14 protein-coding genes are annotated in these 13045 nt (G+C 69.9%); 3 read left to right on the plus strand and 11 right to left on the minus strand.

All coding sequences use genetic code 11. The features are described from left to right. Positions 1-63: 63 nt before the first annotated feature. Positions 64-1263 carry a serine hydrolase domain-containing protein gene (locus tag ACIP8W_RS15980; protein WP_402203385.1) on the minus strand — a complete coding sequence of 400 codons (1200 nt, stop codon included), beginning with the start codon at positions 1261-1263 and terminating at the stop codon, positions 64-66. Positions 1264-1461: 198 nt separating this feature from the next. On the opposite strand from ACIP8W_RS15980, the gene ACIP8W_RS15985 reads away from it, so the two are divergent. Both ACIP8W_RS15985 and ACIP8W_RS15990 read left to right on the plus strand, forming a co-directional pair. Beyond that, positions 1462-2841: a M14 family metallopeptidase gene (locus ACIP8W_RS15985; protein WP_401951221.1), complete on the plus strand. Its 1380-nt coding sequence runs from the start codon at positions 1462-1464 to the stop codon at positions 2839-2841. 302 nt (positions 2842-3143) lie between these two features. Continuing rightward, complete coding sequence (locus ACIP8W_RS15990; RefSeq protein ID WP_401951218.1) at positions 3144-3713, plus strand: hypothetical protein; 570 nt, start codon at positions 3144-3146, stop codon at positions 3711-3713. 121 nt (positions 3714-3834) lie between these two features. On the opposite strand, the gene ACIP8W_RS15995 is transcribed toward ACIP8W_RS15990, so the two are convergent. The 3 genes from ACIP8W_RS15995 to ACIP8W_RS16005 are packed head-to-tail and all read right to left on the minus strand — an operon-like array spanning position 3835 to position 6474. Beyond that, positions 3835-4665 (minus strand): energy-coupling factor ABC transporter ATP-binding protein, encoded by an 831-nt coding sequence (locus ACIP8W_RS15995; protein WP_402203387.1) that lies wholly within the window; start codon positions 4663-4665, stop codon positions 3835-3837. Beyond that, positions 4662-5423, minus strand: a complete 762-nt coding sequence (gene cbiQ / locus ACIP8W_RS16000; protein WP_401951212.1) for a cobalt ECF transporter T component CbiQ — start codon at positions 5421-5423, stop codon at positions 4662-4664. The genes ACIP8W_RS15995 and cbiQ overlap by 4 nt, the downstream gene beginning before the upstream one ends. A 1-nt stretch (position 5424) precedes the next feature. Continuing rightward, positions 5425-6474 (minus strand): energy-coupling factor ABC transporter permease, encoded by a 1050-nt coding sequence (locus ACIP8W_RS16005; protein WP_402203389.1) that lies wholly within the window; start codon positions 6472-6474, stop codon positions 5425-5427. 204 nt (positions 6475-6678) lie between these two features. Between ACIP8W_RS16005 and ACIP8W_RS16010 the strand changes: the two genes are divergently transcribed. Then, complete coding sequence (locus ACIP8W_RS16010) at positions 6679-7092, plus strand: SsgA family sporulation/cell division regulator (RefSeq protein WP_401951206.1); 414 nt, start codon at positions 6679-6681, stop codon at positions 7090-7092. A 243-nt stretch (positions 7093-7335) separates the two neighbouring features. Here ACIP8W_RS16010 and tgmC read toward each other — a convergent pair whose 3' ends face one another. The 7 genes from tgmC to ACIP8W_RS16045 all read right to left on the minus strand — a co-directional run bounded on the left by tgmC (position 7336) and on the right by ACIP8W_RS16045 (position 13028). Continuing rightward, a complete protein-coding gene (gene tgmC / locus ACIP8W_RS16015) occupies positions 7336-8508 on the minus strand; it encodes an ATP-grasp peptide maturase system methyltransferase (RefSeq protein ID WP_402203391.1) in 1173 nt (390 codons plus the stop codon). 32 nt (positions 8509-8540) lie between these two features. After that, entirely contained in the window at positions 8541-9488 is a 948-nt protein-coding gene (gene tgmB / locus ACIP8W_RS16020; RefSeq protein ID WP_402203393.1) for an ATP-grasp ribosomal peptide maturase, read from the minus strand. A 5-nt stretch (positions 9489-9493) separates the two neighbouring features. After that, positions 9494-9778, minus strand: a complete 285-nt coding sequence (tgmA, locus tag ACIP8W_RS16025; protein ID WP_402203395.1) for a putative ATP-grasp-modified RiPP — start codon at positions 9776-9778, stop codon at positions 9494-9496. A 146-nt stretch (positions 9779-9924) separates the two neighbouring features. Continuing rightward, positions 9925-10773: a helix-turn-helix domain-containing protein gene (locus ACIP8W_RS16030; protein ID WP_402203397.1), complete on the minus strand. Its 849-nt coding sequence runs from the start codon at positions 10771-10773 to the stop codon at positions 9925-9927. A 17-nt stretch (positions 10774-10790) separates the two neighbouring features. Continuing rightward, entirely contained in the window at positions 10791-11318 is a 528-nt protein-coding gene (locus ACIP8W_RS16035) for a DUF6879 family protein (protein ID WP_402203398.1), read from the minus strand. Next, on the minus strand, positions 11287-11553 hold the full coding sequence (locus tag ACIP8W_RS16040; protein ID WP_402203400.1) for a hypothetical protein: 267 nt from the start codon (positions 11551-11553) through the stop codon (positions 11287-11289). The genes ACIP8W_RS16035 and ACIP8W_RS16040 overlap by 32 nt, the downstream gene beginning before the upstream one ends. Positions 11554-11873: 320 nt before the next feature. Then, entirely contained in the window at positions 11874-13028 is a 1155-nt protein-coding gene (locus ACIP8W_RS16045) for an oxygenase MpaB family protein (protein ID WP_401951185.1), read from the minus strand. Positions 13029-13045 lie beyond the last annotated feature (17 nt).

A 13045-nucleotide genomic window follows, 5' to 3' on the forward strand; every position in this document is an offset into this window, starting at 1 on the left:
CGACCGACGCCGGTCGGATGACGTGCCGGCGGTACGTACGTCCGCGCGCCAGGGTCCGCCGCGCTAGGCGCCTTCCGGGGTCACCGTGCTCCGTACCGCGCGTACCAGCGCCTGGGCGCGGGGGTCGGCCGTGACGCCCTTGCGCATGCCGTTGGTGACGTACCCGAGGGCGATGCCCGATTCGGGGTCGGCGAAGCCCAGCGAGCCGCCCCGGCCCGGGTGGCCGAAGGAGCCGGGGGCGAGGAGCGGGGCGGCCGGGCCGTGGAGCATGAAGCCGAGGCCGAAACGGGTGGCGACGACCAGGACGCGGTCCGGGCCCGCGGACTCCTCCGTACGGGCGAGGGTGAGCGTGGCCGGGGCGAAGAGCCGGTGGCCGTCGACCGGTCCGATCATCGCCGCGTAGCAGCGGGCCAGCGCGCGGGCGGTCGAGATGCCGGCGGAGGCGGGGAGTTCGGCGGCGCGGTAGGCCGGGGCGTTCTCGTCGGGCGGCGGGTCGATCGTGCCGAAGGCCCGGCGGGTGAGCGACTCCGGGTCCTGGTACGCCTGGGAGACGGAGCGCTTGGGCCGCATCCGCAACTCGCCTCCCACCGTGGGCGGTTCGGGGAGCGGGCCGATCCGGCCGACCCGGTGCGCCTCCTCGGCGGGCAGTCCGATCCAGAAGTCGAGGCCGAGCGGCCGGGCGATCTCCTCGGCGACCCAGCGGCCGATGGTCCGGCCCGTGACCCGCTTGACCAGTTCGGCGACGAGCCAGCTGTAGGTGTGCACGTGATAGCCGTGGTCGGTGCCCGGCTCCCACGCGGGCCGCTGGGCGGCCAGCGCCCGCGCGCCCGACTCGCCGTCGACGGCCTCGGCGGGGGTGAGCGGCCGGTCGAGCACGGGCAGCCCGGCGCGATGCGCCAGCAGGTGCCGTACGAGCACGCGTTCCTTGCCCGCGGCCTTGAACTCCGGCCAGTACGTGCCGACCGGCGCGTCCAGGTCGATCTGCCCGCGCTGGTGCAGCAGCAGCGGTACGGCGGCGGCGATGCCCTTCGTCGCCGACCGTACGACCTGCGCGGTGTCCAGCGCCCAGGGCGCGGCGGCCCCGGCGGCGGCCGCCGAGGTGCCCGCGTCGACGTCCCGGGTGCCCGCCCACAGGTCGACGACCTTGCGGCCGTCCCGGTACACGGCCACCGCCGCGCCCTGTTCCCCGAGGCGCTCGAAGTTGCGTACGAAGGCGTCCCGCACCGGCTCGAAGCCCGCCTCCACCGTGCCCTGGACGTCCACGCCCGTACCCCCGCTCCTCGTCCCGTGCCGCACCGGCAGGGCGGCCCCTCCCATGGTGCAGCATGCGGGGCGCGGCACAGGCCCGGACCGCCGGTGAGCGCGCCGCCCGTCATGGTTCCGGCCGTCCACCGGGGAGGTGCTTGACCTGGCCATGTCATAACGCCAGGATGACCCCAACTCCCCACCCCTGGAGGCTTCATGCGACTCCGAACACGCGCGAGCGGCGGCAGGATCACCAGCCGCAGACGGACAGGAACCCTGGCCGCCCTGCTGGTGCTGGCCCTGGGCCTCACCGCCACCGCCACCAACGCCGACTCCCTCTCCCCGTCCCGGGCCGCGTCCGCCGAGGACGCCGAGCAGGAACGGGCCCAGGACGAGAACATCAGGCAGTACGAGATCCATCTGCGCTCCACCTCCGCGACGCGCACCGCGCTCGCCAGGACGGGCGTGACGGTCGACGAGGCGGACAGCGAGAGCGTCGTCGTCTCCGCCGACCCCGCGCAGGTCAAGAAGTTGACCGCGCTCGGCTACGCCCCCACACCGCTGGGCGCCGTTCCGGACCGTACGGTCAACGGTGTGGACATCACACCGTTCGACTTCCCGTCGGCCGACTCGAAATACCACAACTACGCGGAGATGACGAGCGAGATCGACTCCGTCATCGCGGCCAACCCCGGCATCGTGAGCCGGCGGGTCATCGGCACCTCGTACCAGGGCCGCGACATCGTCGCCCTGAAGATCAGCGACAACGCCGCCACCGACGAGGCCGAGCCCGAGGTCCTCTTCACCCACCACCAGCACGCGCGCGAGCACCTCACCGTCGAGATGGCGCTGTACCTGCTCAAGGAGCTGACCTCCTCCTACGGCACCGACTCACGCGTCACGAACCTCGTCGACAACCGCGAGATCTGGATCATCCCGGACCTCAACCCGGACGGCGGCGAGTACGACATCGCCACCGGCGCCTACCGCAGCTGGCGCAAGAACCGCCAGCCCAACTCCGGTTCCAGCGCGATCGGTACGGACCTCAACCGCAACTGGGCCTACCGCTGGGGCTGTTGCAACGGCTCCTCCACCAGCCCCTCCTCGGACACCTACCGGGGCCCGGCCGCCGAGTCCGCGCCCGAGGTGAAGGTCGTGGCGGACTTCGTGCGCAGCCGGGTCATCGGCGGTACGCAGCAGATCAAGGCCGCGATCGACTTCCACACCTACAGCGAGCTGGTCCTCTGGCCGTTCGGCTACACCACGGCCGACACCACCACCGGGATGACCGCCGACGACCGCAACGCCTTCGCCTCGGTCGGCGGGAAGATGGCCGCCAGCAACGGCTACACGGCCGAGCAGTCCAGCGACCTCTATGTCACGGACGGCTCGATCGACGACTGGCTGTGGGGCTCGCACAAGATCTTCGCGTACACCTTCGAGATGTACCCGAGGACGAGTTCGGGCGGCGGCTTCTACCCGCCCGACGAGGTGATCACCCGCGAGACCAGCAGGAACCGCGACGCGGTGCTCCAGCTGCTGGAGAACGCGGATTGCATGTACCGGTCCATCGGCAAGCAGGCACAGTACTGCTGACGCATCGTCAGCAGTGCGTGGCTCCGGGGGCGCCCTCCGTCGCCCCAGCCGTACGCGGCTCCGGGGGCGCCCCCCGTCGCCCATCACGGACGGGGGGCGCCTCGCGCGCGACCGGGGCGGGCGCTCTCGAACGCGTTCGTCATCCGACCTACTGACAGTTCATCAGATCGCGCTAACTCGCGGCCCGTTCACGGTAGGGCCGGACGGGTGACCCTACGCTCCTTGACGTCGCCCGGAAGAGGGCGGCATTCGTCGCGTGCCGCACGCGCGGGCAGTGTCAGTGGGGAAATCGGGGAGTGGACATGGCTTCTTCGGGTCGTAAAACCGTCACGACAGGTCGCAAAACCATCACAGCAGGCCGTAAAACCGTCACGGTGGTAGCGGCGGCTCTGGCGTCGCTGGGCATGGGCGGCGGCGCCGTCGCGTCAGCGGCCACCTCGCCGGCCCCGCCGTGCAGCGGGGTGGAGTGCCCCAGCCTCCGGCCGGTCAACATCGCTGCCACGCAAGGCACGTTGAACGTCACGCAGTTGCAGCTGGAGAACCTCGGCGCGCTCGTCGTCGACGCCGTCACCGGACAGCCCATCCGGGGTGTGCTGGTCCAGTTCTACACCGCGGGCGGCCGGCTGCTCGGGGCCGCCCACACCAACCACAACGGCGTCGCCGGGGTCGCCGCACCGGAGAACCTCGGCCCCGGCACGGTCCAGGAGCTGCTGTCCGGCTATGACGCCGTGCTGCTCGGGGACGGCATCCACACCCCGGCGACCGCCCACGGAGCGATCACCGTCGGAACCGACTGGGTGCCCCTCGGGAGCACGCTCTTCAGCGACCGTACGCTCAAGCGGGACGTGACCCCGGTCGACTGGACCCGGTAGCCGGACGCGTATCGGTGCCGGACGCGTATCGGTGCCGGACGCGCAGCCGGCCCCGTCCCGGCCGGCCATGCCTCGACCGGCCCCGTCCCGGCCGAGGCGCCTCGGCCGGTCGCATGGCCGGTCACGTCGCCTCGGTCGGCCGTACCACCGCCACCGCCGCCCCCGCCCCCGGCGCCGACACCGCCCCCGGGTCGAATCCGAACGGCAGCTCCAGCCGGTGCGCGGCCATCAGCGCCTCGTCTCGCAGCAGTTGACCGGTCGGGCCGTCCGCCACGATGACCCCGTCGCTCAGGATCACCGCACGCGGGCAGAGTTCGAGTGCGTAGGGCAGATCGTGCGTCACCATCAGCACGGTGATGTCCAACGACCTCAGGATATAGGCGAGTTCGCGCCGGGACGCCGGGTCCAGATTGGACGAGGGCTCGTCGAGTACGAGGATCTCGGGCTCCATCGCCAGTACGGTCGCCACCGCGACCCGGCGCCGCTGCCCGAAGGAGAGGTGGTGCGGCGGCCGGTCCGCGTACCCCGCCATCCCGACCAGCTCCAGCGCGGCCACGACCCGCGCCTCCAGCTCGGGTCCGCGCAGCCCGGCGGCGGCCGGGCCGAAGGCCACGTCCTCCCGTACGGTCGGCATGAACAGCTGGTCGTCCGGGTCCTGGAAGACGATGCCGACCCGGCGCCGGATCTCCGCCAGATCGCGCCGGGCGACCGGCAGTCCGGCGACCGCGACCGTCCCGGCGCCGGCCGTCAGGATGCCGTTGAGGTGCAGGACGAGTGTGGTCTTGCCCGCACCGTTGGGGCCGAGCAGCGCGACCCGCTCGCCGCGCGGGACGGTCAGGTCGACACCGAAGAGGGCCTGGTGGCCGTCCGGGTAGGCGTAGGCGAGCCCCCGCACATCGAGGGAGGCCGGAGGGAGAACGGGATCGGCCGCGGGGTCCAGGAGATCGGTCACAGGGTCCAGCCAAGCAGACACACCACGAGCGCCGACAGCGGGAGGGCGGCGGCGTACGTCCACTGCGCGCGGGAGGCGGTCACCTCGTCGATGACCGGCATGGCGCCCGCGTACCCCCGGCTCACCATCGCCAGATGCACACGCTCACCCCGTTCGTACGACCGGATGAAGAGCGCGCCCGCCGACTTGCCCAGGACGCCCCAGTGCCGTGGGCCGCGCGCCTCGAAGCCGCGCGAGCGGCGGGCGATGGACATGCGGCGCAGCTCGTCGGTGATCACATCGCCGTAGCGGATCATGAACGACGCGATCTGGACCAGCAGCGGAGGCAGCCGCAGCCGCTGGAGGCCGAGCAGCAGCGCGCGCAGCTCGGTGGTGGAGGCGAGGAGGACGGAGGCGGCGACCCCGAGGGTGCCCTTGGCCAGTACGTTCCAGGCGCCCCAGAGCCCGGGGACGCTGAGCTGCGCACCGGCCACGGCGATCCGCTCACCGGGCACGACGAACGGCATCAGCACGGCGAACGCCACGAACGGGACCTCGATCAGCAGCCGCCGCAGCAGGACCCCTGCGGGGATCCGGGCCACCCCCGCGACCGCCGCGAGCAGCACGCCGTACAGCGCGAAGGCCCACATCGCCTCGCGCGGGGTGGAGACCACCACGACGACGAAGCAGAAGACGGCGGCCAGCTTGCAGTGCGGGGGCAGCCGGTGGACCGGCGAGTCACCGGCCCGGTAGAGCCGGTGGGCATGGCCCGCGCCCATGTCAGACGCCCCCGGAGATCGCGGTTTCCGCAGGTTGGGCAGTACGGCGGCGGCGTACCGCCCAGAAGACCCCGCTGCCCACCGCGACCGTGGCGCCCACCCCGATGACCCCGGCGAGGCCACCGGAGAGCCGGGCGTCGGAGACGTCCTTGACGCCGTAGTCGGCGAGCGGCGAGTCCCCGGTGTGGTGCGGCTCGGTCTTCCGGTCGATGCCCTGGTCGGCGGCGACCTTCTCCAGTCCGTCGGGGCTGGCGGAGGCGTAGTACGAGACGAACCCGGCCAGGACGAGCGCGGTGACCAGCCCGGCCGCCCAGAACCCGCGGTTCGACCGCGCCGGGGCAGGGGCCGGGGCGGCAAGCTGCGGGTCGGCCGGCTCCCCGCCGACCCGCAGCTTGAGCGGGGCGGTCAGCCCGCGCGCGCCGTACACGAGGTCGGGGCGTACGGCGATGACGGCGCCCACCGTCAGCGCGGTGATCGCCGCCTCGCCGATCCCGATGAGGACATGGACGCCGACCATCGCGCTCAGCACCCGGCCGAGGGGGATGTCGGTGGTCCCGCCGACCGCGTACATCAGCGTGAAGGCGAACGCGGCGGCGGGCACGGAGACCAGCGCCGCGACGAAGGACGACACGGTCACGGAGCGGCGCGTACGGGGCAGGACCCGGACCAGGCCGCGGAAGAGGACGTACGAGACGACGGTGGTGACCACCCCCATGTTGGTGATGTTCACCCCGAGCGCGGTGAGCCCGCCGTCCGCGAAGAGGATGCCCTGCATCAGCAGGACGACGGATATGCACAGGACGCCGGTGTACGGGCCGACGAGTATCGCCGCCAGCGCCCCGCCGAGCAGATGGCCGCTGGTCCCGGCGGCCACGGGGAAGTTCAGCATCTGTACGGCGAAGACGAAGGCGGCGACCAGCCCGGCGAGCGGCGCGGTCCGCTCGTCCAGCTCCCGGCGCGCGCCCCGGAGACTGACCGCGACGGCGCCCGCCGCGACGGCGCCGGTGGCGAGGGAGACGGGCACATCGATGAAACCGTCGGGGACATGCATGGCGGGGCTCCGCTTCAGGGCCGTTCTGGGCTGTTCGGGGGCTTCGGGGATCTTCAGGTGCGGTAAGAGCCGTCTGATGATGAGCCCTCTTGCAAAGAGTTCGCAAGAGCATGTGCCCCGCAACCCACTCCACCCCTGTCCAAATTAATATGATTTACACTACAAACAGCTGAGAGATCGATAAGAATTCGAGGGAGCCAGCCGATGCCACCCGTCCTCGAACAGTCCGCCACGGCCCGCCTCATCACCGACGCCCCCCACCCGAGGACGGTCTCCGTCACTCTCCGCTACGACGGAACCGATCCGCTGGCCATGCGCATCGTCTTCCCGCCCGAGGTCTCCGCCGACCGCGGCGAAGTGATCTGGGCCTTCGCCCGCGACCTCCTGGAATCCGGCCTACGGCTCCCGTCCGGCTACGGCGACGTACAGGTCTGGCCCTGCGGCCGGGCGCAGACCGTGCTGGAGTTCCACTCCCCGGACGGCGTAGCGATGGTCCAGTTCGACTCGGCCCCCCTGCGCCGCTTCCTGCGCAACTCGTACGCGGTGGTCCCGGCGGGCGAGGAACGGCACGACATCGAGGTGGAGACGGAGCTGAGCAAACTGCTCCACCGGAGCTGAGCGCCGCCCGCTGTCGCCCGGTAGCAAGCAGGCAGAGGAACGCAGAAAGGCTGCCGCTCGCCTCATGAACGTCCCGAACGGCTGACACTGCACCACGGATCCCTCGCGCTCGCCGCCCAACAGGGCTGCGGGCCTGACGCGACACGTTCGTCAACGACCACCGCGAAGCCATCCTCACCATCCTGGCCTGGCTGGACCGGTGGCGGGAGAAGACCGGCCAAGGCGAAGCGTGGCCCTACTGGGTTACACGAGACGGTGCTCCCAGCGCAGGGCTGGGTTGTCTCCGATCTTGTACGTGTGCGTCCTGTCGGTGATGTGGAGTTGTACGGCGGTGATGTCGGGGCTTCCCGCGTCCTGCCAGGCGGTGAGGGCCTGTTCGATGTCGTCCCACAGGGCTACGGGGCCGCCCTGGCGGACGGTCCAGCCGTCGCCGTTGCGGTCGGCCGTGAACGCGGCGAAGGATTCGTGTCCGGAGTCGAAGACGTACAGGAGCCGGGTACCGTCAACTGCGGTGGCCCGGACGAACTGTGCTCCAGGTGCCGCGAGTTGGGCGAAGAAGGCAGACGTCCACTCCTCCAGCATCAGCGGTGACAGCTTGGCCGTACGCTCGCTGTCGGCGTAGGCCGTACGGGCGGACAGGTCCCCGGCAACGGGCACGGTGGCCTGGGAGCGGGCCTGCATGAACGAGGCTCGGCCGGTGATCCTGCCTTCGGCGGTGCCATTCTCTGTCACGGTGACTTTGGCGAGGCCGGTGCCGTAGGGCCAGGTGCCGAGGGTGGCCAGGATGATGCCGCCCGGCCTGGTCTGGCGGATCCAGGTGTGGGGGATTCGGCGGACGGCGCAGGTGGCGATGGTCCGGTCGTACGGGGCGCGGCGGGGGTGGCCGAGGAGTCCGTCCCCGGTCACGCTCCAGGTCGAGAATCCGGCTGTTTCCAGTGCGGTGTCCGCGCGGGCCGCTACGTGGGGGTCCACTTCGACGGTGGTGACGTTGTCCTCGCCGAGTCGGTGGCACAGCAGGGCCGAGGAGTAGCCGGTGCCCGTGCCGATCTCCAGCACCTGGTGCCCGTCCTGCACGTCCAGTTCTTCGATCATGCCGAGCACAGTGACCGGGGTGGTGGACGACGATGTGGGCACGCCCGTCACCAGGCTCGGGGCCTGGTCGGCGGTGCGGTGGCCGTCGAGCTGGGTGGTCAGGGTCTGGTCGCTGTAGGCGATTTCCGCCCACTCCACGGGGTCGGCTCCGGCTGCGGTGACCGGTCGCCAGCGGCCGTCATCCGTGGGCAGGAACACCCCGGGTTTCAGGAACAGTTCACGCGGTACGGCCTCCACCGCGGCCCGCCAGCAGGGGGTCGTCAGGACACCGGCTTTCTCCAACCGGTCGGCGAGGGCACGCCGGGCGGGCGCGGTATCGGTCATGGAGCTTCTCCTTGTACAGCAGGGTCGGCAGATCAACAAGTCAGCAGGTCGGCGAAGGCGGCGGACATCTCCAGCCCGGTCTTCTCCTCCAGCCACCCCCATTGGCCGTTGGGGTTCAGCTCCAGCCACCAGTAATCACCCGCCCGGTCCACGGCGAGGTCGAAGCTCCCGGACACCAGTCCGAAGTGGTCCAGGCAGGCGAGGAGTGCCTTATTCACCTGGCCGGGCAGGGCGATCACGGTGTAGGAGTGGGCGGCGTAGTCCTTGCGCCAGTCCAGCAGGCCGGAGTCGATCCGTACGGCGAACAGCTTCCCGCCTGCCACCAACACCCGCACATCGGCGGCCTTGTCCACACGGGCCTGGAACAGGTGTGGTGTCACGCGCACACTGTCATCGATCTCGGCGGCGGTCACCGGGTCCGCCCACCCCGTCACGGGAACTCCGTCTCGCTCGTACGGGGTCCACCGCAGCGTCTTGTGGATCACCTGACCATGAACGGTAATGAACTCCCGTGCCATGTCAGGATTGTTGGTCACGAGTGTCGGCGGAACGGCGAGGCCGATCCGCTGGGCGCAGGCGAGTTGGGCGGGCTTGTAGTCGGCTGCGGCGTTACGGAGCGGGTGGTTGACCCACTGCGGCCCGTCGAGGGCGTACAGGATGCCCCCGAGTCCGTACCGGACCTGCGCCGCCGCGAATCGGGCGTCGCCGTCGCTCAGGTGCGGGAAGGCGGGCCAGACGGGGCGGCGCCAGTACACCGCCCGCACTCTGGTCAGGTCGATGTCTCTCGACAGGGTACGTACCTGTCCGGCCACCGGGGCCAGGCAGGTACCGAACCGGGCCGAGACCGTCAAGTCTGTGCCAATGTCGGCGGGGTTGAACCTGACCACCGGCACACTCCGCCGGTTGAGCTGAGTGATCACCATGTCGGCGGTGACATCGTCCGCCTCGGTGGCCACCAGCACCGGCCTCTCCTCGGTCACCGGCATCAGTCCTGCTGACTGTCCTGGTCGTGCCCCTGGTCGTTCTGCGAATCCGAATTCGTGGTGGTGGACGTCTCGGTGCCGGAGCTGGTGCCGTGCTTGCCCATCTCGACCACCCGGCCGAACCGGTCCCGGAACATACCGAGTTGGGTAACCGGATCGACGGCGACCGTGGCATGCGGACGGCGGACGGTGGTCGGATACGGCGCGAGCCGCCCGACACCCCACGGACGACCGGAGGTGAGGTACGGAGCGGAGGTGGCGTTCTCGGGTTCGACGGGCGCGGCCATACCGCGTCTCCTTGTCTCTTGCCGGTCCCGGCCCGACCGGGCGCGGGAGGTGCGTGTTCGTCGCCACGGATCGGACTCGGGCGACGTGGCAACCGTGCCGGTGAACGTGAGCTGTCAGCAACGAAGTTGCGACTAATTGCGCACGTTCACCCGAGGTGGGTGAAAGCCGATTGGATCAACTGCTTTGCGCTGCCGCCATAGACAGCCATCCGGCCCAAGTTCCGGAACGCCTTGGAGTAATCGGCGATCTCTCCGGGCTGCCTGACATTGATCTCGGCCGTCAGCGTCTCGACCACCACATGCCGGTCATCGAACATGTAGAACCCCTCCAGCGGCCAGATCACACGCTGCGCGGTGAAGGGGATCACCCCCAGGGAAACGCTGGCCAGCGGTATCACCGAAAGAAGGTGGGTGAGCTGATCGGCCATGACCCCGGCATCACCGACCCGGGCACGCAATACCCACTCCTCCAGGAGCACCACGAAGCGGTGATTTCCCTGGTACAGGAAGCGGCTGCGGGCCACCCGGGCGGCAACCGCGTCGGCGACGTCGTCGGGTGTCCCCTGGAACTCGGTGATCCGGCGCATGAGCGCGGTGGCGTAGGCGGGGGTCTGGAAGAACCCCGGGACACCGTTGGAGGCGTACACGCGGCACACTTCGGCGTTCTCGTGCAGCGTGTAGAAATCCTCCTGGACCTTGCGCATTCCGTTGCGGTGCAGACGGCGCCACTCCATGTACATGGAGTCGACCGCCCGAGCGGTGGCGATCAGGTCTTCCGTCTGGTCCAGGGCTCCGCAGGCGGCACACCATGCGCGGATGTCGGCGTCGGTGGGTGCGGCCGTACCTTTTTGGATGCGGGTCGTCTTCGCGGGATGCCAGCCGCACCGGGTGGACAGTTCCTTACCGGTCAGGCCGGCATCCTTACGGATGTGAGCCAGGCGTACGGCGAGGGCCTCGCGGGCAGCCTGAGCGCTGGACGACGGGGACGATGGCATGGGCCGTGCGAGCGGGATCAGACGGTGAATTTCTCGTGGTCGGTGGCTCGTTCCCACACGGCTTCGAACGCCGAGGCGCAGAGCTTCACCGCGGCTGGGTCTTCGCTGAACGCGTGTCCGGCCCAGTCACCCTCACCGGTGAAGTGATGGAAGAGGACCAGCCTGTCGTCGATCAGCCAGAAGTCGTTACCGGGCAGAGCAACATCCGACGCATGACAGCGTGCCAGCCAGCGCACCTGTTCACCGATCGCGACGTTGACCGGGGTGAGCGCGTGCTCGTACCGGATGTAGTCGGTGACCGGCTCGGAGACGATCCGGGCCCGGCGCATGATCACTCCCCGCGCCACGGCCTCGCGTACCAACGGGGTCCAGCCCTGCCACTGCGGCGAGCCGGGATCGAGATCGGCTTCACCTGTCCGGAGGAAACGCTCGTAGGTCTCCACCTCGTCACCGACGCTGTAGACATCACGCATCTCCAGATGCACAGCGGTGTTCCGCGCGGACCTGAGCAACTCAGCGAAGTCCGGTACGCCGTTCTGCGACATCACACGCCTCCCTCAGAATCGGCACCATACGCGCCGGAATACGGATGACCGTCTCATGCCCCGGAATACCCGGGTCATGGCCGGTTACCCACTCGGTCCCGCCGATCTGGGCCTTCAGTAACTCGTTGGCTTCTTCGCCCTGGAGGAGCAGGTCGGCCGTCTCCTCATGCACCCAGACGGTCGGTGAACCGCCCCCGGTGGTCTCCGGATCGATCCCGATGAAGGTCAGATCCACAATGCCCTCCCGCAGCAAGCCAGTTGTGTCTTCTTGCGTGCGACACTTCCCGAATGCCTGCGTCGGCGTCAAGGACGGCACGCTCTCCGCACCGAATTGGCCTGATGACACAGCAGAGCCGTCAGAGGGTGCCGGACCGGAGCGCCTCGATCATCGGGGCGCCGAAGCGACGCGGCACGCAATGGCCGGCGTCGGCGCGCGGAGTGTGTTCCGGTGCCTGCGGGCCGTCGGCGATCGAGGCCGCCGGCCCGCCTACGTCTTCGCCTACGGGAAGACGGTAACAACCGGACACGGCCCGGTGGGTGGTGGTTGTCGGCCGGTCAGCGGTTGTCCCCCAGTTCCTGGTGCATCTGGGGCTGGTCGTCCTCGTTGTGCGTCAGGGCGTGGCGTTCGACGTCGTTGAACGCCTTCGAGGCGATGCCGAGCACCTCCTTGTACGGGTTGACGCCGACCACCTTCTTGGCGGCGCCGCCGAGCAATCCGCCCGCGGTGCCGCTGAACAGGCCGTGGCCGGCAGCGAGGGGCTTGCCGGCCGCGTCCAGGATGCTGCGCTTGAGGCCGGCCATATCGGCGTACTTGTCGGTCAGCGCGGTGCGGACCATCGCGACGTACGCGTCGTGGATGCCGGGAGGCAGGAACTTCTTGTAGAAGTTGATGGCCTGCTCGGTCATGAAGACGCCGTCGTCGGTCTTGACCCACTCCCTGTCCCGTTCCTGGTTCCAGATCGCCTCGACCTCGTCGGCGTTCTTCGGCAGCAGCCACTTCTCGGGGGTGCCGAGGTAGTGGCTGACGTAGTGCCAGGCCCCGACGAAGCCGTGGGCGTCTTCGCGGGAGACGTCCAGGCCCAGGTTCCGCATCGCCTGGAGGATCTGGGTACTGAAGACGCAGGCGGCGCCGGTGGTGTACTTCTGGGAGACGGGCTCGCCCCACTTCTCGTAGTCCCACACACCGCTCTTCTTGTGCAGTTGCCGCACGGAGGCGTGGACCAGGCGGACCTTGGTGACGGTCGCGGCCAGACTGCCGTCCCGCAGAGCGTTCTTGTCACCCATGTCGAGGAACAGCCGCGAGGACTGCGACAGCCGGCGCCCCGGGCCTTCGACCCCGCCGAGGCGGCCGGTGGAACGCAGCGTGAACGCCCCGGTGGGAGAGAGATAGGTGCCGATCAGGCCGACGGTGCCCTGGAGCATGGACGCCTCGCCGTGGTGGTGCGCGAAGAACCCCTCGGCCGCCTTGACGTCCGCCTCGCTCCAGTCCGGCGGCGGGGCCTGCGCCTCCCGCATGAACTGCGCCAGTCGCTCCGGGAGTTGTGACAGGTCCTGGCCCGGACCCAGCTTGTTGATCGTCCGGAACAGCGCGTTGACCCCGTCGACCTCCTGGTGGGCGATCAGGTCGGACACGAGCGTATCGGCGACCGGATCCCCGACCGCGTTCGCGGCTTCCAGCTCCGCTCGGGCCGATGCCTTCGTCAACGCCACAGGAACACTCCTTCGTC

Origin of the sequence: Streptomyces sp. NPDC088554, assembly GCF_044752945.1 — a bacterium.
GTDB lineage: Bacteria > Actinomycetota > Actinomycetes > Streptomycetales > Streptomycetaceae > Streptomyces.

Excerpts from the sequence above, each read along its gene's own strand:
- ACIP8W_RS15985 (WP_401951221.1), top strand. The coding sequence starts at position 1,462 with ATGCGACTCCGAACACGCGCGAGCGGCGGCAGGATCACCAGCCGCAGA.
- ACIP8W_RS15990 (WP_401951218.1), top strand. The coding sequence starts at position 3,144 with ATGGCTTCTTCGGGTCGTAAAACCGTCACGACAGGTCGCAAAACCATC.
- cbiQ (WP_401951212.1), bottom strand. The coding sequence starts at position 5,423 with ATGGGCGCGGGCCATGCCCACCGGCTCTACCGGGCCGGTGACTCGCCG.
- ACIP8W_RS16005 (WP_402203389.1), bottom strand. The coding sequence starts at position 6,474 with ATGCATGTCCCCGACGGTTTCATCGATGTGCCCGTCTCCCTCGCCACC.
- ACIP8W_RS16010 (WP_401951206.1), top strand. The coding sequence starts at position 6,679 with ATGCCACCCGTCCTCGAACAGTCCGCCACGGCCCGCCTCATCACCGAC.
- tgmC (WP_402203391.1), bottom strand. The coding sequence starts at position 8,508 with ATGACCGATACCGCGCCCGCCCGGCGTGCCCTCGCCGACCGGTTGGAG.
- tgmA (WP_402203395.1), bottom strand. The coding sequence starts at position 9,778 with ATGGCCGCGCCCGTCGAACCCGAGAACGCCACCTCCGCTCCGTACCTC.
- ACIP8W_RS16030 (WP_402203397.1), bottom strand. The coding sequence starts at position 10,773 with ATGCCATCGTCCCCGTCGTCCAGCGCTCAGGCTGCCCGCGAGGCCCTC.
- ACIP8W_RS16035 (WP_402203398.1), bottom strand. The coding sequence starts at position 11,318 with ATGTCGCAGAACGGCGTACCGGACTTCGCTGAGTTGCTCAGGTCCGCG.